General features: G+C 64.4%; 19 protein-coding genes. 7 read left to right on the top strand and 12 right to left on the bottom strand.

The window, feature by feature from the left end:
- The first annotated feature begins 58 nt into the window (after positions 1-58).
- Entirely contained in the window at positions 59-412 is a 354-nt protein-coding gene (folB, locus tag ACFOMF_RS16745) for a dihydroneopterin aldolase (protein ID WP_386367000.1), read from the top strand.
- Positions 409-939, top strand: coding sequence for a 2-amino-4-hydroxy-6-hydroxymethyldihydropteridine diphosphokinase (gene folK / locus ACFOMF_RS16750; protein WP_386367002.1), 531 nt, complete (start codon positions 409-411; stop codon positions 937-939). Before folB ends, folK begins: the two co-directional genes overlap by 4 nt.
- 88 nt (positions 940-1,027) lie before the next feature.
- Here folK and ACFOMF_RS16755 read toward each other — a convergent pair whose 3' ends face one another.
- The 11 genes from ACFOMF_RS16755 to ACFOMF_RS16805 all read right to left on the bottom strand — a co-directional run bounded on the left by ACFOMF_RS16755 (position 1,028) and on the right by ACFOMF_RS16805 (position 15,203).
- A complete protein-coding gene (locus tag ACFOMF_RS16755) occupies positions 1,028-2,203 on the bottom strand; it encodes a multifunctional CCA addition/repair protein (RefSeq protein ID WP_386367004.1) in 1,176 nt (391 codons plus the stop codon).
- A gap of 125 nt (positions 2,204-2,328) precedes the next feature.
- Complete coding sequence (locus tag ACFOMF_RS16760) at positions 2,329-3,870, bottom strand: SpoVR family protein (RefSeq protein WP_386367007.1); 1,542 nt, start codon at positions 3,868-3,870, stop codon at positions 2,329-2,331.
- 9 nt (positions 3,871-3,879) lie between these two features.
- Positions 3,880-5,151, bottom strand: coding sequence for a YeaH/YhbH family protein (locus tag ACFOMF_RS16765; RefSeq protein WP_386367009.1), 1,272 nt, complete (start codon positions 5,149-5,151; stop codon positions 3,880-3,882).
- Between the two features lie 109 nt (positions 5,152-5,260).
- The gene (locus tag ACFOMF_RS16770; protein WP_386367010.1) at positions 5,261-7,183 is read right to left on the bottom strand and encodes a PrkA family serine protein kinase; all 1,923 of its coding nucleotides are present in this window, start codon (positions 7,181-7,183) and stop codon (positions 5,261-5,263) included.
- 404 nt (positions 7,184-7,587) lie between these two features.
- Positions 7,588-7,911, bottom strand: coding sequence for a thiosulfate sulfurtransferase GlpE (glpE, locus tag ACFOMF_RS16775; protein WP_386367012.1), 324 nt, complete (start codon positions 7,909-7,911; stop codon positions 7,588-7,590).
- Positions 7,904-8,731, bottom strand: coding sequence for a symmetrical bis(5'-nucleosyl)-tetraphosphatase (locus ACFOMF_RS16780; RefSeq protein ID WP_386367014.1), 828 nt, complete (start codon positions 8,729-8,731; stop codon positions 7,904-7,906). Before ACFOMF_RS16780 ends, glpE begins: the two co-directional genes overlap by 8 nt.
- 21 nt (positions 8,732-8,752) lie before the next feature.
- The gene (apaG, locus tag ACFOMF_RS16785; RefSeq protein WP_386367016.1) at positions 8,753-9,133 is read right to left on the bottom strand and encodes a Co2+/Mg2+ efflux protein ApaG; all 381 of its coding nucleotides are present in this window, start codon (positions 9,131-9,133) and stop codon (positions 8,753-8,755) included.
- 23 nt (positions 9,134-9,156) lie between these two features.
- Positions 9,157-9,954 (bottom strand): 16S rRNA (adenine(1518)-N(6)/adenine(1519)-N(6))-dimethyltransferase RsmA, encoded by a 798-nt coding sequence (gene rsmA, locus ACFOMF_RS16790; protein ID WP_386367018.1) that lies wholly within the window; start codon positions 9,952-9,954, stop codon positions 9,157-9,159.
- Positions 9,955-10,190: 236 nt separating this feature from the next.
- On the bottom strand, positions 10,191-11,186 hold the full coding sequence (gene pdxA, locus ACFOMF_RS16795; protein ID WP_386367174.1) for a 4-hydroxythreonine-4-phosphate dehydrogenase PdxA: 996 nt from the start codon (positions 11,184-11,186) through the stop codon (positions 10,191-10,193).
- Positions 11,183-12,490 (bottom strand): peptidylprolyl isomerase, encoded by a 1,308-nt coding sequence (locus ACFOMF_RS16800; protein WP_386367020.1) that lies wholly within the window; start codon positions 12,488-12,490, stop codon positions 11,183-11,185. Before ACFOMF_RS16800 ends, pdxA begins: the two co-directional genes overlap by 4 nt.
- Positions 12,471-15,203 (bottom strand): LPS-assembly protein LptD, encoded by a 2,733-nt coding sequence (locus ACFOMF_RS16805; protein ID WP_386367022.1) that lies wholly within the window; start codon positions 15,201-15,203, stop codon positions 12,471-12,473. The genes ACFOMF_RS16800 and ACFOMF_RS16805 overlap by 20 nt, the downstream gene beginning before the upstream one ends.
- A 126-nt stretch (positions 15,204-15,329) precedes the next feature.
- On the opposite strand from ACFOMF_RS16805, the gene ACFOMF_RS16810 reads away from it, so the two are divergent.
- The 3 genes from ACFOMF_RS16810 to ACFOMF_RS16820 are packed head-to-tail and all read left to right on the top strand — an operon-like array spanning position 15,330 to position 17,767.
- Complete coding sequence (locus ACFOMF_RS16810; RefSeq protein ID WP_386367024.1) at positions 15,330-16,343, top strand: aminoglycoside phosphotransferase family protein; 1,014 nt, start codon at positions 15,330-15,332, stop codon at positions 16,341-16,343.
- Positions 16,340-17,005: an N-acetylmuramate alpha-1-phosphate uridylyltransferase MurU gene (gene murU, locus ACFOMF_RS16815; protein ID WP_386367026.1), complete on the top strand. Its 666-nt coding sequence runs from the start codon at positions 16,340-16,342 to the stop codon at positions 17,003-17,005. Before ACFOMF_RS16810 ends, murU begins: the two co-directional genes overlap by 4 nt.
- Complete coding sequence (locus ACFOMF_RS16820) at positions 17,006-17,767, top strand: TerB family tellurite resistance protein (protein WP_386367028.1); 762 nt, start codon at positions 17,006-17,008, stop codon at positions 17,765-17,767.
- Between the two features lie 155 nt (positions 17,768-17,922).
- Here the strand turns inward: ACFOMF_RS16820 and ACFOMF_RS16825 are convergent, their stop codons facing one another.
- A complete protein-coding gene (locus ACFOMF_RS16825; RefSeq protein ID WP_386367030.1) occupies positions 17,923-18,900 on the bottom strand; it encodes a DUF3530 family protein in 978 nt (325 codons plus the stop codon).
- Positions 18,901-19,006: 106 nt separating this feature from the next.
- Between ACFOMF_RS16825 and rpe the strand changes: the two genes are divergently transcribed.
- Positions 19,007-19,681 carry a ribulose-phosphate 3-epimerase gene (gene rpe, locus ACFOMF_RS16830; protein WP_386367032.1) on the top strand — a complete coding sequence of 225 codons (675 nt, stop codon included), beginning with the start codon at positions 19,007-19,009 and terminating at the stop codon, positions 19,679-19,681.
- Positions 19,678-20,358 carry a phosphoglycolate phosphatase gene (locus tag ACFOMF_RS16835; protein WP_386367034.1) on the top strand — a complete coding sequence of 227 codons (681 nt, stop codon included), beginning with the start codon at positions 19,678-19,680 and terminating at the stop codon, positions 20,356-20,358. Before rpe ends, ACFOMF_RS16835 begins: the two co-directional genes overlap by 4 nt.
- Positions 20,359-20,590 lie beyond the last annotated feature (232 nt).

Genomic DNA, 20,590 nt, shown 5'->3' on the forward strand with positions numbered 1-20,590 from the left:
AGGGCGCTCCAGAGTCTAGCGACACCAGGCTGGGTTGTCGTCTCGCGGGAGAAGGCTAGTGGATACAGTATTTATCGAAGGGTTGGAGGTCGAGACCCTGATCGGCGCCTACGACTGGGAGCGCGGCATCCGCCAGTGCCTGCACCTCGACCTGCACCTGGGCTGGGACATACATCCGGCGGCCGAGGGGGACGACCTGAACCAGGCGCTGGATTATGCCAGGGTCGGCCAGGCGATCGAGCGCTTCGCCGAGGCGGCGCGTTTCGAACTCGTGGAGACATTCGCCGAGCGGCTGGCCGAGACCCTTATGCAGGAGTTCGGGATACCCTGGCTACGGCTGCGCATCACCAAGCCCGGCGTCAATCCGCGGGCCCGCCGGCTGGGTGTCGAGATCGAGCGTGGCAGTCGATGACGCCAGTACTGCTGGGCCTCGGTAGTAACGTCGAGCGGGAAAAGCACCTGAGCGGCGGACTCGATGCGCTGGCCACGATCCTTGTCGACATGCGCTGCTCACCCGTCTTCGAGAGCCTGGCAGTCGGCTACAAGGGCGCCAATTTCTACAACCTGGCGGTGGCCGGATTGACCACCCTGCCGTTGATGGCGCTCGACCGCCGGCTGAAATTCATCGAGGCCGACAATGGCCGTTATGCGGCCGATCGCAAGGGGTTGCCGCTGGATATCGATGTGCTCGCCTATGGTGATCTGGTGGGCAATTTCGATGGCCTGGTGCTGCCCAGGGCGGAGATCCTGCGCAACGCCTTTGTGCTCTGGCCACTGGCGTTGCTGGTACCCGATCAGCGGCACCCCGGCGAGGACAAGGCATACGCCGACCTGTGGGGTGAGGCGAGGATCGAGCAGGCGCTCTGGCCTGCGCCTTTCGAGTGGCAGGGCCAGGCGCTGACACCGGATTGGCTGCTCGAGGCGCATACCGCGCCCTAGGGTCTGTTGACGTTTCATCGCGAGCCGCGTTGCTGCGTCAACAGACCCTAGCCCTGTGAGTCTGGCTCGCTGCCCGCGCTCCGGCCTTTCACGGCGCCTTCATGTAGCCGGCCAACGCTTTTTCACGCTCACGGCTGAGCGCCTCGCCCAGCTCCGCGCCCTTGTAGCCCTGGGCGAGCAGCGGCTGCACGGTCACGCCGCGGGCAACCGAGGCGGCGCCGCGCAGGTAATCGCCCTGAGGGTGGCTGCCGCTGGCGAATCCCTGGGCCCTGGCTTCCATTTCGCAGGCGGCGAGAAATTGTTCGAGCCGCAGCGGACGGCGATAGACATCGAAGCGCTGCAGCAGCGCCAGCAGTTGCGCGGGTGACAGACTTTCCGGGGTTTGGGCCAGGACCCGGTACTGCCCCACCAGGCTGGCGAGTTCCTGGCAGTCGCGCGGTGGCTTGCAGCGCTGGTTGAGGGCGTCGATCCGCGCCAGATGCGGGGAGGTAGGCGACTCAGGCCGCTCGTTATCGATCGCGCCCGGGTCCTGCACCAGGCAGGCCCAGCGGACCGCCAGCGGCTGGTCATGACGGGCGCACTGCTCGAGCACGCGCAACCGTTGCTGACCGGTCCCGGCGCTGAACAGCGCTTCGACTTCCGGCAGCACATCGCCCAGCGCGCCGCACTCATGCAGGGTGCGAACGAACACCTCGGGATGCGGCTCCATCAGGGCGCGGGAGATCTCTTTCCAGCTGCGCTCCGGCGTCAGCGCCTGCAGTTCGCCGGATTCGGCGAGCCCACGCATCAGCTCACAGGTTTGCGCGGCGACGGTAAAGCCGAGCCCTGCATAGCGGGCGGCAAAGCGAGCCACCCGGAGTACGCGCAGCGGGTCTTCGGCGAAGGCGGGGGAAACGTGGCGCAGCAATCGGGCCTGCAGGTCGTGCCTGCCGCCATAGGGGTCGATGACCTGACCCTGTTCGTCCTCGGCCATGGCGTTGATGGTCAGGTCGCGGCGGAGCAGGTCTTGCTCCAGGGTGACCTCTGGACTGGTGAAGAAGGTAAAGCCTCCATAACCCCGACCACTCTTGCGCTCGGTACGGGCCAGGGCGTATTCCTCGCCGGTCTGTGGATGCAGGAATACCGGGAAATCGCTGCCAACCGGGCGAAATCCCTGCCGAGCCATCTCCTCGGCGCTGGCGCCGACCACCACCCAGTCCACCTCGGTGACCGGGCGTCCAAGCAGCCGATCCCGAACGGCGCCGCCGACTTTGTAGATTTGCATGGGAGTACCTCCTGGCGCGGAGGATACGGGAAAAAACGAGCAAAGCCGAAGAAAGCGCCTGGGGGCGGGCCTGAGGGAATGGCCTGCAGGGTGGGCTTCAGCCCACCCCAGGGTTCAACCGGCCATCACACGGTCATGGACAGGTCCATGCGCCGCCCGTCGTCAGGGGCAGGGTGTGGGGGCATGTGGTGGACGCTGACCAGCACATCGTCCTGGCGCGACTCCAGGTGCACATCGAAGCCCCACAGCCGGTGGAGGTGCTTGAGGACCTCCTGGGTGGACTCGCCGAGCGGTTTGCGGTTGTGCTGCTGGTGACGCAGCGTGAGCGAGCGGTCGCCGCGCAGGTCGACATTGAACACCTGGATGTTGGGTTCGCGATTGCCGAGGTTGTATTGCGCTGCCAGCAGTTCGCGGATGGTGCGGTAGCCATCGTCGTCGTGGATGGCCGGGACCGACAGGTGTTCCTGGCGATCATCGTCGAGGATACTGAACAGCTTGAGGTCGCGAATCACCTTTGGCGAAAGGAACTGCAGGATGAAGCTTTCATCCTTGAAGTTGTTCATCGCGAATTTGACGGTGGTCAACCAGTCGCTGCCGGCCATGTCGGGGAACCAGCGCTTGTCCTCTTCGGTCGGGTTTTCGCAGATCCGGCGGATGTCGCGGAACATCGAGAAGCCCAGTGTGTAGGGGTTGATGCCACTGTAGTAGGGACTGTCAAAGCCTGGCTGGAAGATCACCCCGCAGTGCGATTGCAGGAACTCGATCATGAAGCCTTCGTCGACCAGGCCCTCGTCGTAGAGATCATTGACCAGCGTGTAGTGCCAGAAGGTCGCCCAACCTTCGTTCATGACCTGGGTCTGGCGCTGCGGATAGAAGTACTGCGCCACCTTGCGTACGATGCGCACCACCTCGCGTTGCCAGGGCTCCAGCAGCGGCGCATGCTTTTCGATGAAATAGAGGATGTTTTCCTGGGGCTCGGCCGGGAATCGCTTGCGCTCGTCCTGATCGTGCTCCTTGCCCGGCGCCAGCGGGATGGTGCGCCAGAGATCATTGACCTGGCGCTGCAGGTACTCCTCACGCTCGGCCTGGCGGCGACGTTCTTCTTCGGCGGAAATGGGGTAGGGGCGCTTGTAGCGGTCGACGCCGTAGTTCATCAGCGCATGGCAGGAATCCAGCAGGTCTTCCACCGCGTCGATGCCGTGTCGCTCCTCGCAGCGGGCGATGTACTGCTTGGCGAAGACCAGGTAATCGATGATCGAGCTGGCATCGGTCCAGGTGCGGAACAGGTAATTGCCCTTGAAGAAGCTGTTGTGGCCATAGCAGGCATGGGCGATCACCAGGGCCTGCATCATGATGGTGTTTTCTTCCATCAGGTAGGCGATGCAGGGGTCGGAGTTGATCACGATCTCATAGGCGAGCCCCATCTGGCCGCGCTTGTAACCTTTTTCGGTGGAGAGGAACTGCTTGCCATAGGACCAGTGGTGATAGCCGATCGGCATGCCCACCGAGGCATAAGCGTCCATCATCTGTTCAGCTGAGATGATCTCGATCTGGTTGGGGTAGGTGTCGAGTCCGTAGCGTTCGGCAATGCGACCGATCTGGCGATCGTATTCCTGGATGAGCTCGAACGTCCATTCCGAGCCGGTGGAGATGGGCTGACGTTTCATGTATCCCCCTCAGCTGACGAGCCGACGCTGGAAAAGCTCACGGAACACCGGATAGATATCCGCTGCGGAAACCAGTTGCTGCTGGGCGAAGCCTTCGGGGAAAGCCTCGCGCACGTTTTCGTATTCGTACCACAACGCCTGGTGCTCGCGGGGCGTGATTTCCACGTAGGAAAAATACTGGACGAACGGCATGATCTGGTTGACCAGGATGTCCCGGCAGATCGGAGAGTCGTCGTTCCAGTTGTCGCCATCCGAGGCCTGAGCTGCGTAGATGTTCCACTCGTTGACCGGATAACGCTCGGCCATGATCTCCTGCATCATCTTCAGCGCGCTGGAAACGATGGTCCCGCCTGTCTCGCGCGAGTAGAAGAACTCTTCCTCGTCCACCTCCTTGGCGCTGGTGTGGTGGCGAATGAACACCACGTCGATCTTGTCGTAGCTTCGTTTCAGGAACAGGTACAGCAGGATGAAGAACCGCTTGGCGATGTCCTTGGTGGACTGGGTCATGGAGCCCGATACGTCCATCAGGCAGAACATCACCGCCTTGGAGCTGGGGTTAGGCTGCTTCGACAGCAGGTTGTACTTGAGGTCGAAGGTGTCGAGAAAGGGCACCCGGTCGATGCGGCTGCGCAGGCGTTCGATCTCCAGTTCGGCAGCCTGAATGTCATCGAGGTTGTCCGGCTCTTCGAGCCGCAAGCGTTCGAGTTCGGCCTTGACCTGACGCAACTTGCCACGGCTGCTTCCCGACAGGGCGATGCGCCGGGCGTGGGCCGAGCGGAGCGTGCGCACGATATTGATGCGCGACGGGTTCCCCTCGCTGCTGATGCCTGCCCGCACCGTCTTGAAGGTATCGGCGCCGGTGATGTGCCGCTTGATCAGATTGGGCAGCTCCAGGTCCTCGAACATGAAGTCGAGAAACTCTTCCTGGGTGATCTGGAAGACGAACTCATCCATGCCCTCGCCGCTGTTGCTGGCCTGGCCGGCACCCTGGCCGCCACCGCCGCCCTGAGGCCTGGGAATGCGATCCCCGCTGACGAATTCCTTGTTGCCGGGATGCACGATGGTCTGCTTGCCGCCCTTGCCATGGTGCAGGACCGGCTCGTCGATATCGCGACCGGGAATGCTGATTTGTTCGCCATGCTCCATATCGGTGATGGAGCGCCGGCCGACCGCCTCCTCGACTGCTTTCTTGATATGACCACGGTAGCGCCGCAGAAACCGCTGACGGTTTACCGTGCTCTTGTTCTTGCCATTCAGGCGTCGGTCGATCACGTAACTCATAGGCCCCTCCAGGGGAGCTGCAAGCTTCAAGCGACAAGCTGCAAGCCGTGCCTGCAACTCGCCACTCCGTGCTCTTGCTTGCAGCTAACAGCTTGTGGCTTGAGGCTGCTTACTGCGATTTGCGCACCCGCAGATACCACTCGGACAACAGGCGCACCTGCTTCTCGGTATACCCGCGCTCGACCATGCGGGTAACGAAGTCGTTGTGCTTCTGCTGGTCTTCCTTGCTGGCCTTGGCGTTGAAGCTGATGACCGGCAGCAGGTCCTCGGTGTTGGAGAACATCTTCTTCTCGATCACCGCGCGCAGCTTCTCGTACGACAGCCAGCTGGGGTTCTTGCCGTTGTTGTTGGCGCGGGCGCGCAGGACGAAGTTGACGATCTCGTTGCGGAAGTCCTTCGGGTTGCTGATACCGGCCGGTTTCTCGATCTTTTCCAGTTCCTCGTTGAGCGAGGCGCGGTTGAGGATCTCGCCGGTTTCAGGGTCGCGGTATTCCTGGTCCTGGATCCAGAAGTCGGCGTACAGCACATAACGGTCGAAGATGTTCTGGCCGTATTCGCTGTAGGACTCGAGGTAGGCGGTCTGGATCTCCTTGCCGATGAACTCGACGTAACGCGGCGCCAGGTACTCCTTGATGAAGCGCAGGTAGCGCTCGCGCACTTCGGCCGGGAACTGCTCCTGTTCGATCTGCTGCTCCAGCACGTAGAGCAGGTGCACCGGGTTGGCGGCGATTTCATGCGGATCGAAGTTGAACACCTTGGACAGGATCTTGAAGGCGAAGCGGGTAGAGAGCCCGTTCATGCCTTCGTCCACGCCCGCGTTGTCGCGGTACTCCTGGATCGACTTGGCCTTGGGGTCGGTGTCCTTCAGGTTCTCGCCGTCATAGACGCGCATCTTGGAGTAGATGTTGGAGTTTTCCGGTTCCTTCAGGCGCGAGAGTACCGAAAACTGAGCCAGCATCTTCAACGTGTCCGGCGCGCAGTGCGCTCTGGAAAGCGAGCTGTTGATCAGCAGTTTGTCGTAGATCTTCACCTCATCCGATACACGCAGGCAGTACGGCACCTTGACGATGTAGATACGGTCGATGAAGGCCTCGTTGTTCTTGTTGTTGCGGAAGGTATGCCACTCCGACTCGTTGGAGTGGGCCAGCAGGATGCCGTTGAAGGGAATCGCGCCCAGGCCTTCGGTACTGTTGTAGTTGCCCTCCTGCGTGGCAGTCAGCAGTGGGTGCAATACTTTGATCGGAGCCTTGAACATCTCCACGAACTCCATCAGGCCCTGGTTGGCCCGGCACAGCGCGCCCGAATAGCTGTAGGCGTCCGCGTCGTTCTGCGGGAAATCTTCGAGCTTGCGGATATCCACCTTGCCCACCAGCGCGGAGATGTCCTGGTTGTTCTCGTCGCCCGGTTCGGTCTTGGCGACCGCGATCTGGTTGAGAATCGAGGGATAGAGCTTCACGACACGGAACTTGGAGATGTCGCCGCCATACTCCTGCAGGCGCTTGGTGGCCCAGGGCGACATGATGGAGCTCAGGTAACGGCGAGAGATGCCGTAGTCCTCCTCGAGGATCTCGGCATCTTCGGCGGGATTGAACAGGCCCAGGGGCGACTCGAAGACCGGCGACCCCTTGATCGCGTAGAAGGGTACGTGCTCGATGAGTTGCTTGAGCTTCTCGGCCAGGGACGACTTGCCCCCACCGACCGGGCCCAGGAGATAGAGGATCTGCTTCTTCTCTTCCAGCCCCTGTGCGGCATGGCGGAAGTAGGAAACGATCTGCTCGATGCAGTCTTCCATTCCGTGAAAGTCAGCGAAGGCCGGATAACGGCGAATCACCTTGTTCGCGAAAATGCGCGAGAGACGCGGGTCGCTAGTGGTGTCGACGAGTTCAGGCTCGCCGATGGCCATGAGCATGCGTTCTGGCGCGGTGGCATAGGTTCTCGGATCCTGCTTGCACAGATCGAGATACTCCTGCAGTGAATATTCCTCTTGGCGAGTCGCTTCAAAGCGTTGCTGGAAGTGGCTGAAAATACTCATGACTTCACCTCGGTCGATGCTCGGAGCCGGCGTGCCATCAGGCATTCCCAGGCCGCCGACACAATCGGCTGGCGCCTGTTACGTCTGATGGTCGTTGAGTTCTTGTGGCCCGGAAACCACTTGGCCTGTGTGGCCTAATGGGCCCTGCAAATGGGATGCCGCCTGCCCCTCTGGATCTACTGTATCTCGACACCACCCCCCATAACCGATCTGGATCGGCAGGCGGATGCGCCCTGAACGGCCCAGCCCATGGCATGCAGCCGGTCGCCCCCTTTGGAGGGTCCCATCAAAAGGATAGTTCGGTTTTCGGGTGTTGCAGGACGAACAATAGGTTTCGCGGCATGACCGAGCCCCCGAGGAGGTGCGTGCGCTATCTTGGTGCGCGATCGAGGCGGAGCGGCAGCTCAGGCGCCATCTTCGATCTCTTCGGGATACAGGCTGCGCCACATTTCAAACCCACCGTCGAGGCTGTACACCTCGGAAAATCCTTGGTTGGTGAGATAGGCCGCGGCATTCTGACTGGAGTGGCCGTGGTAGCAGGTCACGATCAGCGGTGCATCGAAGTCGGCGCCGGCGAGAAAATCGGGCAGGTTCTGATTGTCAATCCGCGTGGAGCCGGTGATATGGCCGCTGGCGAAGCTCTGTGGGTCACGGATATCGACCACCACGGCGCCATTTTCGCGCAGGGTGGCGGCTTCGGATGGGGCAATGCGTTTGAAGTCACTCATCAGCGGGTCTCTTGCAGTCATGGCAGTGAAGTTCGCCAGTATCGAGGTTCGCCAGCGTCATGGCATTGCCCCAGACACAACCGGTGTCCAGGGCATAGACGTCCGGCTCGTCGCAACGGCCTTCCAACGCCGCCCAGTGGCCGAATACCAGACGGTGGCCGCGGGTCTTGCGCTCGGCGTGCTGGAACCAGGGCGCGAAGCCGCTGGGTGCGGTTCCCAGCCCTTCCTTGGCGACGAGATCGAGGGTGCCGTCCGCGGTGCAGAAGCGCATCCGGGTGAAGTAGTTGGTAATCACTCGGAGCCGCTCCACGCCCTTGAGGTTCTTGTTCCACTTGGCCGGCTGGTTGCCGTACATGCCGTCCAGGAAGGGCTTCACGCAGGCGTCGTCACGTAGCGCCTGTTGCACCTCGGCCGCCCGCCGCAGCGCCTTGGCGATGCTCCACTGCGGAGGGATTCCGGCATGCACCATGGTGAGGTCGCGCTCGGGATCGTGGTGGACCAGTTCGAGCCCGCGCAACCAGTCGATGAGCTCGCTACGGTCCGGCGCGTCGAGAATGGGTTGCAGGGTGTCGGATTTCTTCATCCGCTCAACATCGTAGGCGACTGCCAGAAGATGCAGATCATGGTTGCCCAGCACGCTGACCGCCGAGGTGCCCAGGTCGCGGACGAATCGCAGGCACTCCAGCGATTTCGGCCCGCGATTGACGAGATCGCCCACAAGCCACAGGCAATCCCGGGATGGGCTGAAAGCGGCCCGATCGAGCAGCTTCAACAGCGGATCAAGGCAACCTTGCAGGTCACCTACGGCGTAAAGGGTCATCGAAGCCTTGCCTCGCAAACGTCAGTGCAGGGCACCGGGCACGGCCAGCCGGAAAGGCGCGATCTCGGCGTCGAAACTCTGGCCATCATCGGCCAGCATCTGGTAGCTGCCCTGCATGCTGCCGACGCGCGAAGCGAGCAGGGTTCCGCTGGTGTAGCTGTGGCTCGCCCCTGGGGCGATCACCGGCTGTTCACCCACCACGCCCGCGCCGCGAACTTCCTGTACCTTGCCGTCGCCGTCGGTGATGATCCAGTGGCGGGACAGCAGCTGCGCCGATACGGTGCCGTTATTGGTGATGGTTATCTTGTAGGCAAAGGCAAAGCGGTTTTGTTCCGGCTCGGACTGCTCGGCCAGGTAGCGGGTGGTGACGTCGACATCGATGCGATAGCGGGGATCGGTCATGAGTGTTCCTGTCGGTCGGGCGGTCATCGGCGCGCGGCCAGTTGGTCGGCCAGGCGCACGAAGGCAGCCAGGTCCAGCTGTTCGGGGCGCAGGCCGCCGTCCACGCCAGCGGCTTCGATGGCCTCGTGGTCGAGCAGACCCTTGAGTGTGTTGCGCAAGGTCTTGCGGCGCTGGTTGAAGGCTTCGCGAACGATGCGCTCCAGCTGCAGGGGATCCTTTGCGATGTGCGGCGCAGTGGCGTGGGGGGTCAGTCTGACAATGGCCGAGTCGACCTTGGGCGCCGGGTTGAAGGCCCCGGGGCCGACGTTGAACAGGTGTTCGACCTGGCAGTGGTACTGGACCATGATCGACAGTCGACCCCAGTCGCCGCCGCCGGGCGAGGCGGCCATGCGCTCGACCACTTCCTTCTGCAGCATGAAATGCATGTCGCGGATCAGCGGGGCATGGGCCAGCAGATGAAAGATCAGCGGCGTGGAAATGTTGTACGGCAGGTTGCCGACGATGCGTAGGCTGCGCGGTGCCTCGGCCAGTTGGGCGAAATCGAACTTGAGTGCATCGCCCTGGTGCAGGGCGAAGCGCGGGGCCTGGCTGAAGCGTGTCCTGAGCAGGGGTACCAGATCGTGGTCGAGTTCGATGACGTCAAGACGCGCACCGCTGCCCAGCAGCCCCTCGGTGATGGCGCCCTGGCCGGGGCCGATCTCCACCAGATGCTCATCCTCACGCGCATGGATGGCCCTGAGAATGCGATGGATGACCCCCGCATCATGCAGGAAATTCTGGCCAAAGCGCTTGCGCGCGCGATGTTGATAAAGCTCGGACATGGCTGAAGCTCCAGAAAAACAGCCTGAAGCCTTTAGCTCGCAGCTGGAATGAAAAACGAAGTCTAGCAGGCGCCGACGCCAAAGGGCCTCTGGGCTGGGCGTCCAGCGCTGAGCTGGACGACGAGCTCGTTGTCGGTCATGCCTTCGGCGAAGGCGACCTTGCGGTGCGGTAGAGCGCTCTGTCGGGGTACGCCCTGCGGCCAACCCGACCTACGCCCGACACCGGCGGCGCCGTGTCACGGTGCCTTCGCCGCTTCGGCCATCTGATAAGCCGTTTCCAGCGCTACCTGCAGGCTGCCGGTGTCGATGCGGCCGGTGCCGGCGAGATCCAGGGCGGTGCCGTGGTCGACCGAGGTGCGGATGATCGGCATCCCCAGGGTCACATTGACCGCGGCGCCGAACCCTTTGTACTTGAGCACTGGCAGGCCCTGGTCATGGTACATGGCCAATACCGCGTCACAGTGCTCCAGGTTCTTCGGGGTAAAGAGGGTGTCGGCAGGCAGCGGGCCGACCAGGTCCATGCCGTCGGCGCGTAGCCGTTCGAGGCACGGCTCGATGATCTCGATCTCTTCGCGGCCCAGGTGCCCACCTTCCCCGGCATGTGGGTTGAGGCCGCAGACCAGGATGCGTGGCCGGTTCAGGCCGAATTTCTCCACGAGGTCTCGATGCAGGATCCGCGTGACCTGCTCCAGTCGGTCGCCGGTGATGGCTGCGGCCACGTCCTTGAGAGGCAGATGCGTGGTCACCAGTGCCACCCGAAGACCCTGAGTGGCGAGCATCATCACCACCTGGGGCGCGCCGGTCAGTTCGGCGAGAAATTCGGTGTGGCCGGAAAACGCCGTGCCCGCCTCGTTGATCACACCCTTGTGGACCGGGGCGGTGATCATCCCGGCGAAATCACCGTCGATACAACCCTGGCCAGCTCGGGTCAGGGTTTCCAGTACGTAGGCGGCGTTGCGTGGGTCGAGCTGGCCACTCTGGGCCGCTATGGCCAGCGGGGTATCCCAGACGTAGAGTGTGCCGGCCGGCGCCGGCAGCTCTGGCCAGCGGCCGGGCGAGACAGCTACGAGATCGACCTGTACGCCGAGTTCGGCCGCTCGCGCGTGCAGCAGCTCGAGGTCGGCCACCACCACCAGAACCCGGGGCTGGGCTTGCGCGGCGAGCAGCAGGCAGAGGTCGGGGCCTATGCCTGCCGGTTCACCAGGGGTGAGGGCGAAGCGATGGACGTTCAGATCTTGATCTCGACGTAGGCTTCGTCACGGATCTGGCGCAGCCAGGACTGCAGCTCCTCGTCGAACTTGCGGTTGCGCAGCAGGTTCGCAGCCTGTTGCTCGCGATATTCCTGGCTGGCGTCGGTGGCGCGACGGCCGAGGACTTCCAGCACATGCCAGCCATAGGGGGTGCGGAACGGCTCGGACAACTCGCCGCTGGCGGTGTCTGCCATGACCTGGCTGAATTCCGGCACCAGGGAGTTGGGGTCGATCCAGTCCAGGTCGCCGCCATTGAGCGCCGAGCCAGGGTCTTCGGAGAAATTGCGTGCCAGCTCGGCGAAATCCTCGCCGGCGCGCAGACGCACATGCAGCCGCTCGGCCAGTTGCCGGGCTTCGGTTTCGCTGCGGATCTCGCTCGGCTTGATCAGGATGTGGCGCACGCGCACTTCCTGGCGAACCTGGGTTTCGCCGCCGCGCTTGTCGGTCAGCTGGATGAGGATGAAGCCCGGGGGCGTGCGGATCGGCTCGGTCACCTGGCCGACCTGCATGTCGCCGACCATGGTGTCGAAGGGTGGCGGCAGCTGGGCGGCGCGGCGCCAGCCCATGTCGCCACCTTCGAGGGCGTTCTCGCTGGCCGAGCGGGCCATGGCGAGGCGGCCGAAGTCTGCGCCCTGGCGTGCCTGCTCGTAGGTGTCGCGAGCGGCGGCTTCGGCAGCCTGGATAGTGGCGGCGTCGGCTGCCTCGGGCACCGGAATCAGAATGTTGGCCAGGCGGTACTCCTCCGAAAGCTGCAGCTTGCCCAGATCGGAGGCGAGAAAGCTCTGCACCTCCTGGTCGGACACCTGAACGCGTTCGGCCACGCGGCGCTGGCGTACCCGGGTAATGAGCATCTCGCGGCGGATCTGTTCGCGCGCCTGCTCAGGGCTCATGCCGTCACGGGCCAGTGCCTCGCGAAACTGCTCGAGGCTCATGTTGTTGCGCTGGGCAATGGTGGCCATTGCCTGATTGAGCTCTTCGTCGCCGATGCGGATGCCGGAGCGTTCGGCCAGCTGCAGCTGGAGGTTCTCGGCGATGAGTCGCTCCATGACCTGCTGACGCATTTCCTCTTCAGGCGGCAGCTCGACGCCGCGCTGGGACATGGTGTTGCGGACCTCGCGCAGGCGCTGTTGCAGCTGGCTCTGCATGATCACGTCGTTGTCGACGATGGCCACGATGCGGTCGAGCGGCTGTACCTGAGCAAATGCCTGGCCGCCACAGGTGAGGCCGCCGAACAGGGCGGTGGCCAGCGCCAGCGGGCGCAGGTAATCAGTAAGCTTGGTCTTCACGTTCACGGTAGCCTTGAATGCCTTGGTCGAGGAAGGTGTCGGTCGCACTGCCGACCACGTTGCCGAGTCCCTTGAACACGATCTGCAGGAATATGCCGCGGTCCGGCTCGTCGTTGCGCGCGGGATCGAGGCTGACCTCGTCATAGTCGATCCAGTAGCGGTTGATCAGCCGTACTTTCCAGCAGCAGCTGTCGTATTCGAAGCCGCCGAAGGCTTCGAGGGTGCGGTTCTGGGCGTAGTCATACTGCCAGCGGGCAACCAGGCTCCATTGCTGAAGCACCGGCCAGACGGTGGAGAAGTCATGCTGCTGGATCTTGTAGTAGTCCTGGATGTATTCCGGGGTACCCGGTACGCCGAAGTCGGCGTTGTAGGTCCAGGTGCCGCTCGCCTGGTCGAAACGCATGGTGTCGTTGCGATAACGATATCCCAGGTTGACGATCTTGTTGGGGTTGTCCGCCGGCTGGTAATGGAACATGGCGCTGCCGGAGATGGTGGTGCCGGTATCCGGATCCCAGTTGAAATGGGAGGAGAAGCGCCAGTCGCGGTTGTAGCGATACATGTACTCCAGCGCATAAGGCGAGACATCCGCCTGGGCGCCGGCCCGCTCGCGGTAATCGATGCCGGGTAGCTGGACGCGGCGGTCGCGGAAATACAGCGCCTGGCCGAAGCTGAAGGTCTGGCGCTCGAAGCCGTTGGGCTCGATCCAGCGGCTGGTCACGCCCAGCGATAGCTGGTTGGCATCGCCGATACGGTCGCGTCCGGAGAAGCGGTTGTCGCGCCACAGTTGTGCGTAGCTGAAGGCAAACTCGCCGGAATCGAAGACGGGAATGTCCTGCTGGTCTTCATAGGGTACATAGAGATAGAACAGCCGCGGTTCGAGCGTCTGCCGGTAGGGGTTGCCGAACCACTGGGTGTCGCGGTCGAAGTACAGTCCGCTGTCGAGGCTGGCGATGGGCACGCCGCGATTCTGGCTGCTGTTGAAGGTCTGGTCGCCCAGGGTTGCCTGGCCACGGCTGTCCAGGTCCAGTTCGTACTGGGTGAAGGCATAGCGAAGCGAGGGTTTGATGTAACCCCAGCTCCAGTCCATCGGCAGGCTGACGCCGGGCTCGAGGTGCAGGCGTTCGCCCTCGGCGCGGTTCAGGCCGACCAGGCGGTCGTCGTACCACTGTTCGGGGACGCCGTTTTCGTTGATGAAGTCACCGCTGCGCAGGCTGCGTTTGAAGTTGACGTATTCACCCGCGTAGTCGAAGCGCAAGCCGCCAGGCTGGACGGGCAGGAAGCCGTTCAGGGTCAGTTGCGGCATGCGGTCGTAGGGGGTGATGTCGACGATGGTCGCCCGCTCGTAGGCGTGCAGGTTCAGCCCGGCGGTGAAGGTGTCGCCGCGATAGCTCAGCGCAGCCCGTTGGGTGACGAATTCCGGGCGGGACGTCCTCAGATGGGTGTCGAGATCCTGGAAATAGTAGGGGTCGCTGATGTCGGTGTAATCGAGTTCGGCCAGCCAGCGCGAGTCGAGGCCGGTGTGATTCTGCAGGCTGTACATCCAGCGCTGGTCCTCGTACTCCGACTGCAGGCGGCGCTCGTCTTCCTGGTCGTCCAGGTAGGCGGCGGAGATGCTGCCCTCGCTGTTGCGGGTCAGGTAGCGGAACTCGCCCTCCATCAGCAGCCCGCGCTCGCTCATGTAGTGCGGGTACAGGGTCGCGTCGAAGTTGGGCGCCAGGTTGAAGTAATACGGTGTGATCAGTGAGGCGCCGGTGCGCGAGGAGCTCGACAGGCCCGGCATCAGAAAGCCCGACTGGCGGCGATCGTCCAGCGGGAAATGGATGTAGGGGGTATAGAAAACCGGAATGTCCTTGACGCGAAGCGTCACGTTGGTCGCCGAACCGAAGCCGCGGGCCTGGTCGAGGGTGACGTTGTTGCCACGCAGGTGCCAGGTGTTGCGGCCGGGTTCGCAGCGGGTATAGGTACCATCCTTGAGGCGGATGATCGCGGTGTCTTCGCGCTTGATGTACTGGGCGCTGCCGCGCACCTGGCCTTCGTGAAGGATGTACTCGGCGTTGTCGATGCTGGCTTCGCCGGTGTCGAGCATCAGTTCGGCGCGGTCACCGAGCAGCAGGGCGCCGCGGTCGCGCAGGCGGACGTTGCCGATGAGCTCGCCGCGGTTTTCCAGCTGGTTCAGTCTAGCTTCGTTGGCCTCGGCCTGGATTCGTCCCTGGCGCAGCACCACGTCGCCGGCGAGGGTCGCCGTTTCGGTCTGCTGCTCGTAGCGCGAGGCCTCCGCCGAGACATAGGTCGGCGCCTGGCTCATGGGGGTTTCGTCGAACTGTCCAGGCCGTCTCGGCTCCACATAGCTGCCGGAGCAGTAGGGGCCGATCTCGGCCAGCTGGGCGCTGCTCAGCTGTTCGCGAGGCACCCAGTCAAGATGACTGTAGTCGGCACTGCGCACGGTCGACGCGCGGCCGCTGCGCGGGGACTCGGCTCTGCGGGGCTCGGCTGCCGCGGCAGTCGCTGCCGGAGCGGTCTCCTGGACAGGCCGTGGCGGCAATGCCGACGGCCGCTCTGCCGCGGCGCAGCTCCAGCCGCCACCGGGGCCCACTTCGCAGGCAAACTGCTCGGCGGCCGTGGCGAGCGAGGCTGCCATTGGCTGCAGGGCAAGGAGACTACCGGTGAAGAGGAGTGGGAACTTCTGATGAAACGAGGGATGCTTGACTGCCATCTTGTACTCGGGTCCTGGCTTCCTGCAAGCCATCGGCCGGCAAGGCTTCTGCCATCTCGATGGGCCGAAAAATATCCCGGATAATAAAGCATGACCTGCCCATCGGCTAGCGCCGCGGAGACCCCTATGCTGCACCCAGACACACGCCTGCAAGCCCTTGGCGACTGGCTCGACGCTCGACTGCCGGCCCTGTTCGCCGCCCGCTGCTGGGGCGATGTGCCCGAAGGCCAGCTGAGCCCGGCCAGCAGCGACGCCAGTTTTCGGCGCTACTTTCGCTGGGAGGGCGGCGGTCGCAGCCTGATCCTGATGGACGCGCCGCCGCCCCAGGAAGACTGCCGCCCCTTCGTCAAGGTGGCCGGCCTGCTGGCCGCGGGCGGGGTGCATGTGCCCGAAGTGCTGGCGGCCGATCTCGATCGGGGCTTCCTGCTGCTGGACGACCTCGGGCGGCAGACCTACCTGGACGTGATCGACGAGAGCAACGCCGATGCGTTGTTCGCCGATGCCATCGAAGCGCTGCTGCGCTTTCAGTGCCAGCCAGTCGCGGCCCCACTGCCAGGCTATGACGAAGCCCTGCTGCGGCGGGAGTTGCAGCTGTTTCCCGAATGGTATGTCGAGCGTCATCTGCAAGCCCCTTTCACCGGAGAGCAGGAGGCCGCCTGGCAGCGCGTCTGCCGGCTGCTGATCGACTCGGCCCTGGCCCAGCCGCAGGTGCTGGTACACCGTGACTACATGCCCCGGAACCTGATGGTCAGCGAACCCAACCCCGGTGTGCTGGACTTCCAGGATGCGGTGCTCGGCCCGCTGAGCTACGACGTCACCTCCCTGTTCAAGGACGCCTTTCTCAGCTGGCCCGAAGAACGGGTGCAGGGCTGGCTCGAATCCTACTGGGAGCAGGCACGGGCCCATGGATTGCCGGTTCCCGAGCACTTTGCCGATTTTCAGCGCGCCAGCGACCTGATGGGCGCGCAGCGTCACCTGAAGGTGATCGGCATCTTCGCGCGCATCTGCCATCGTGATGGCAAACCCCGTTATCTGGAGGATGTGCCGCGCTTCTTCAGCTACTTGCGGACGGTGCTGGGGCGGCGGCCGGAGCTGGCCGAGCTCGGCGCTTTGCTCGATGAGCTGGAGTCGCGCACATGAAGGCGATGATTCTCGCCGCGGGCAAGGGCGAGCGGATGCGTCCGCTCACCCTGCACACACCCAAGCCACTGATCCGCGCGGCCGGCGTGCCGCTGATCGAATACCACGTGCGTGCGCTGGCCGCGGCCGGTTTCCGTGAACTGGTGATCAACCATGCCTGGCTGGGCGAGCAGATCGCAGCCTACCTGGGCGATGGCGCCCGCTTCGGCGTCGAGATCAGCTATTCGCCCGAGGCTGAGCCGCTGGAAACCGGTGGCGGCATCCGCCGGGCGCTGCCCTTGCTTGGCGAGGCGCCGTTTCTGGTGGTCAACGGCGATATCTGGACCGACTGCGATTTCGCTGGCCTGCGTCGACCGCTGGCAGGGCTGGCGCATCTGCTGCTGGTGGATAATCCGGCGCATCATCCACAGGGGGATTTCCACCTGCAGCAAGGGCGGGTCGACGACGGCGGGCAGCCCCGGCTGACCTACAGTGGCATCGGGGTGTTCAGCCCGGCCTTGTTCGCCGGCACCGGGGAAGGTGCCTTCAAGCTGGCACCACTGCTGCGCCGGGCCATGGCCGAGGGACGGGTCAGCGGCGAGCGACATGCCGGCCGCTGGGTCGATGTCGGCACCCTCGAGCGGCTGGCCGAAGTGGAGCGCATCATCAAGGAGCAATGCTAGATGTTCTGGCCCATCACTCTGCTGGGCGCCATTGCTGGCTGGCTTATCGCCAGTATCCCGGGCGCTCTTCTGGGCGGCCTGCTGGGACTGATCCTCGATCGCCGCCTGCGGCTCAACTCCTGGGCGGCCTTGCGCGAGCGCATGCGTGGAACCCCGGCGCTGCAGGGCAACGAACTGCTGTTCGTGCTGCTCGGTCGGTTGGCCAAGTGCGATGGCCATGTCGCGCCAGCACACATCCAGGCCGCACGCCTGGAGATGATCCGGCGCAAGCTGGACGAGCGCGGCGAGCAGGCCGCGATCAAGGCATTCGGCCGTGGCAAGCGCGATGCTAGCGGCCTGCGCGAACCGCTGCGACGCCTGCGCGGGCGCGACGATGAGGCCAGGGCGGTGCTCGAAGCCTGCTGGCGCCTGGCGCGGGCCAACGGCGGCGTGAGCCCGCGTCAGCACGAGCTGATCCTGCTCTGGGGTGGCTGGATGGGCTGGGACCAGGCCGCGGTGGCCGCGCTCGACACGCGCCGGCGCCGCGAGCCGCCCACCCTGCACGGCGGCGCCTATCAGGATGCGCTGCGGCTGCTCGGGGTGACGGCGGTCAGCGAACCGCGGGAGATCAAGCAGGCCTATCGACGCCTGCTCAGCCAGCACCATCCGGACAAGCTCGCCGGCAGTGGCGCCAGTGCCGAACAGATCCGCCAGGCCACCGAACGCACCCGCCAGTTGCAGGACGCCTACGCGCTGATCCGCCAGCGCCAGGGATTTCGCTAGCGCTCCGGCTGTGGCCAGTCAAACCTGTCGCACCCTCGGCCGTAGGCCGGATTAGCGCAGCGAAATCCGGCGACCCATGGCCGTGCGGGTTTTCATCAGCGGTAGGTCGGATTAGCGCAGCGTAATCCGACAACGAATGGCCTCGCAGCCTGGTATCAGCGCTCCAGCCAGCCGCGGATGCGGCGCAGCAGCTGCTCCTGCTCGTTCGCCTGATCGCCTGGCAGCGGCTGCAGGCCGACCTGGGTATAGGCGTCGTGCCCGGTCTGGCGGCTCTGGTTGCGCCGCGCGCGGGCTTCGTTTTCGGCGCGGCCGCCGTCACGGTAATAGAAGTCGCCGAGCGGCAGGGGTACCTGCAGCGCCTCCAGTGGCTCGCCTTGCGCCGCCGGGCGTCGTGGCGAGATCAGGCCGATCCGGCGCACATCGGCGAAGGTGTTGTTCGTCTTGAAATGCAAGGCCCAGTAGCCGCCGGTGCCGTGACCGATAAGGATCACCGGGCCGGCCCCGCGGCTTGCGGCCAGGTCCATGCCCGCCTCGATGCGCGCGGCGACCTGCTGGGTGTGGGTCAGCGGCTCGCGCGCAGGCTCGGGCTCCTCCCAGGCGGCGTCATCGGTGGGCGGCTCTTCGAAGTCCGGCTCAGGCTCCGGTTCGGGCTCCGGCTCCGGCTCTGGCTCCGGCTCCGGCTCTGGCTCAGGTTCTGGTTCGGGCTCGTCAGGCTCGGTCTCAGGGATGTCAGGCTCCGGTTCGGTCGGCGCAGGCGCTGGCGGCAGCAGCGGGTCGGCGACCGGCAGGGGGGCGGGCTCGGGCTCGGGCAGGCTCAGGCTGAGGGTATGCCAGCCATGGTCGGTGAGCCCGTGGCGCAGTGGGCTGATCGCCCGCGGCCAATCGGCATGTTCGCCATCGCCATGCAGGAAGATGACCACGCCCCTGGCCTCGGGGCTATTGGCGTCCAGCCAGAGTGCAACAAAGGTCTCGTCGCCGGCCACCAGGCGATGCGTCTGCTGCGGATAGCGCCGCGCCAGCGCCTCGCCTTGCTCGACACTGCGCAGACTCACCGGCAGGCGTTCGTCGGCCAACGGCGGCGGGCTGCCGAGCAGGACGGTAGATAAAAGGGCGATGGACAGGCGCGACAGCATCGTTGACTCCCAGGCGATGCGTCAGCCTAGCCGCCCCATCGGCACTTGACCAGCCGCCCCGCTGGCTCGGTTAGAATGGCGGCCTACTCTTTGTCCGAGGTGCGTCATGCAACCCTTCGCCATCGCCCCGTCGATCCTCTCCGCCGACTTCGCCCGCCTGGGTGAAGAAGTGGACAAAGTGCTCGCCGCGGGTGCCGACATCGTCCATTTCGATGTGATGGACAACCATTACGTCCCCAACCTCACCATCGGTCCGATGGTCTGCAGCGCGCTGCGCAAGTACGGCATCACCGCGCCCATCGACGTGCACCTGATGGTCAAGCCGGTCGACCGCATCATCGGCGACTTCCTCGAGGCCGGCGCCAGCTACATCACCTTTCACCCGGAAGCCTCCGAGCACATCGACCGCTCGCTGCAGCTGATCCGCGATGGCGGTGCCAGGGCCGGGCTGGTATTCAACCCGGCCACGCCGCTGGATGCCCTCAAATACGTCATGGACAAGGTGGACATGATCCTGCTGATGAGCGTGAACCCGGGCTTCGGCGGGCAGAAATTCATTCCCGGCACCCTGGACAAGCTGCGCGAGGCGCGTGCGCTGATCGATGCCTCGGGCCGCGACATCCGTCTGGAGATCGACGGCGGGGTGAACGTGAAGAATATCCGCGAGATCGCCGAGGCGGGGGCCGACACCTTTGTCGCCGGGTCGGCCATCTTTGGTCAGCCGGACTTCAAGGTGGTGATCGACGCCATGCGGGCGGAGCTCGCCCAGGTACCTGCATGACTCCGCTGGAAAGGCTGTTCGGCGGCCAACTGCCGAAGCTGGTGATGTTCGACCTCGACGGCACCCTGATGGACTCGGTGCCGGACCTGGCGGCGGCGGTGGACTCCATGCTGATCCAGCTGGGTCGCCCGCCGGCGGGCATGGCGCGGGTGCGTGACTGGGTGGGCAACGGTTCGCCGACGCTGGTTCGCCGTGCCCTGGCCGGTCAGCTGGATGACAGCGGGGTGGACAGGGCCGAGGGCGAAGTCGCGCTCGGCCTGTTCATGAAGGCCTACGCCGGCGGTCATGCGCTGACCACCGTGTATCCCGGCGTTGCGCCCCTGCTGCGCTGGCTGCGTACGCGGGCCATCCCCCTGGCGGTGATCACCAACAAGCCAGAGCAGTTCGTCGAGCCCTTGCTCAGGGAAAAGGAGCTTGGGCATTTCGACTGGATCGTCGGCGGCGATACCCTGCCGAACCAGAAGCCCGACCCGGCCGGACTGCTGCATGTGCTGAGCCAGGCGGGGGTGAGCGCCGACGAGGCGTTGTTCATCGGTGACTCGCGTAACGACGTGCTGGCGGCCCGGGCGGCCGGGGTACGTTGCGTGGCGCTCACCTATGGCTACAACCATGGCCGGCCGATCGCCGAGGAAAAGCCGGACCGGGTCCTCGACGACTTGCGCGAGCTGCTCGTTTGACGGCAGAACCGACAGGGGCGATTCCTGCCTGCTGCCACCCGGCTTGCAGGTCGCCGGCTGCTGCTGCTAGTGTTTCGGCCTTCCTTCCCGCCCAAGAGATTGTCGTCGTGGTGGTTGCGCGCAAACACTGGATGAATCTCTTCAAGGCGATCGCCCGCTGGCGCTGGCGCGCCTGACCCGTCCTGCCGGTTCTCCGGCGCGTTTGCTTTCCGACCGTTTGACCGAGGCGCCG

Origin of the sequence: Stutzerimonas tarimensis (genome assembly GCF_042648805.1) — a bacterium.
In the GTDB taxonomy this organism is placed as follows: domain Bacteria; phylum Pseudomonadota; class Gammaproteobacteria; order Pseudomonadales; family Pseudomonadaceae; genus Azomonas; species Azomonas tarimensis.

Excerpts from the sequence above, each read along its gene's own strand:
- ACFOMF_RS16765 (WP_386367009.1), bottom strand. The coding sequence starts at position 5,151 with ATGAGTTACGTGATCGACCGACGCCTGAATGGCAAGAACAAGAGCACG.
- ACFOMF_RS16770 (WP_386367010.1), bottom strand. The coding sequence starts at position 7,183 with ATGAGTATTTTCAGCCACTTCCAGCAACGCTTTGAAGCGACTCGCCAA.
- murU (WP_386367026.1), top strand. The coding sequence starts at position 16,340 with ATGAAGGCGATGATTCTCGCCGCGGGCAAGGGCGAGCGGATGCGTCCG.
- folK (WP_386367002.1), top strand. The coding sequence starts at position 409 with ATGACGCCAGTACTGCTGGGCCTCGGTAGTAACGTCGAGCGGGAAAAG.
- ACFOMF_RS16820 (WP_386367028.1), top strand. The coding sequence starts at position 17,006 with ATGTTCTGGCCCATCACTCTGCTGGGCGCCATTGCTGGCTGGCTTATC.
- ACFOMF_RS16780 (WP_386367014.1), bottom strand. The coding sequence starts at position 8,731 with ATGACCCTTTACGCCGTAGGTGACCTGCAAGGTTGCCTTGATCCGCTG.
- rpe (WP_386367032.1), top strand. The coding sequence starts at position 19,007 with ATGCAACCCTTCGCCATCGCCCCGTCGATCCTCTCCGCCGACTTCGCC.
- ACFOMF_RS16835 (WP_386367034.1), top strand. The coding sequence starts at position 19,678 with ATGACTCCGCTGGAAAGGCTGTTCGGCGGCCAACTGCCGAAGCTGGTG.
- apaG (WP_386367016.1), bottom strand. The coding sequence starts at position 9,133 with ATGACCGATCCCCGCTATCGCATCGATGTCGACGTCACCACCCGCTAC.
- ACFOMF_RS16825 (WP_386367030.1), bottom strand. The coding sequence starts at position 18,900 with ATGCTGTCGCGCCTGTCCATCGCCCTTTTATCTACCGTCCTGCTCGGC.
- ACFOMF_RS16760 (WP_386367007.1), bottom strand. The coding sequence starts at position 3,870 with ATGAAACGTCAGCCCATCTCCACCGGCTCGGAATGGACGTTCGAGCTC.
- ACFOMF_RS16810 (WP_386367024.1), top strand. The coding sequence starts at position 15,330 with ATGCTGCACCCAGACACACGCCTGCAAGCCCTTGGCGACTGGCTCGAC.
- rsmA (WP_386367018.1), bottom strand. The coding sequence starts at position 9,954 with ATGTCCGAGCTTTATCAACATCGCGCGCGCAAGCGCTTTGGCCAGAAT.
- ACFOMF_RS16805 (WP_386367022.1), bottom strand. The coding sequence starts at position 15,203 with ATGGCAGTCAAGCATCCCTCGTTTCATCAGAAGTTCCCACTCCTCTTC.
- glpE (WP_386367012.1), bottom strand. The coding sequence starts at position 7,911 with ATGAGTGACTTCAAACGCATTGCCCCATCCGAAGCCGCCACCCTGCGC.
- ACFOMF_RS16755 (WP_386367004.1), bottom strand. The coding sequence starts at position 2,203 with ATGCAAATCTACAAAGTCGGCGGCGCCGTTCGGGATCGGCTGCTTGGA.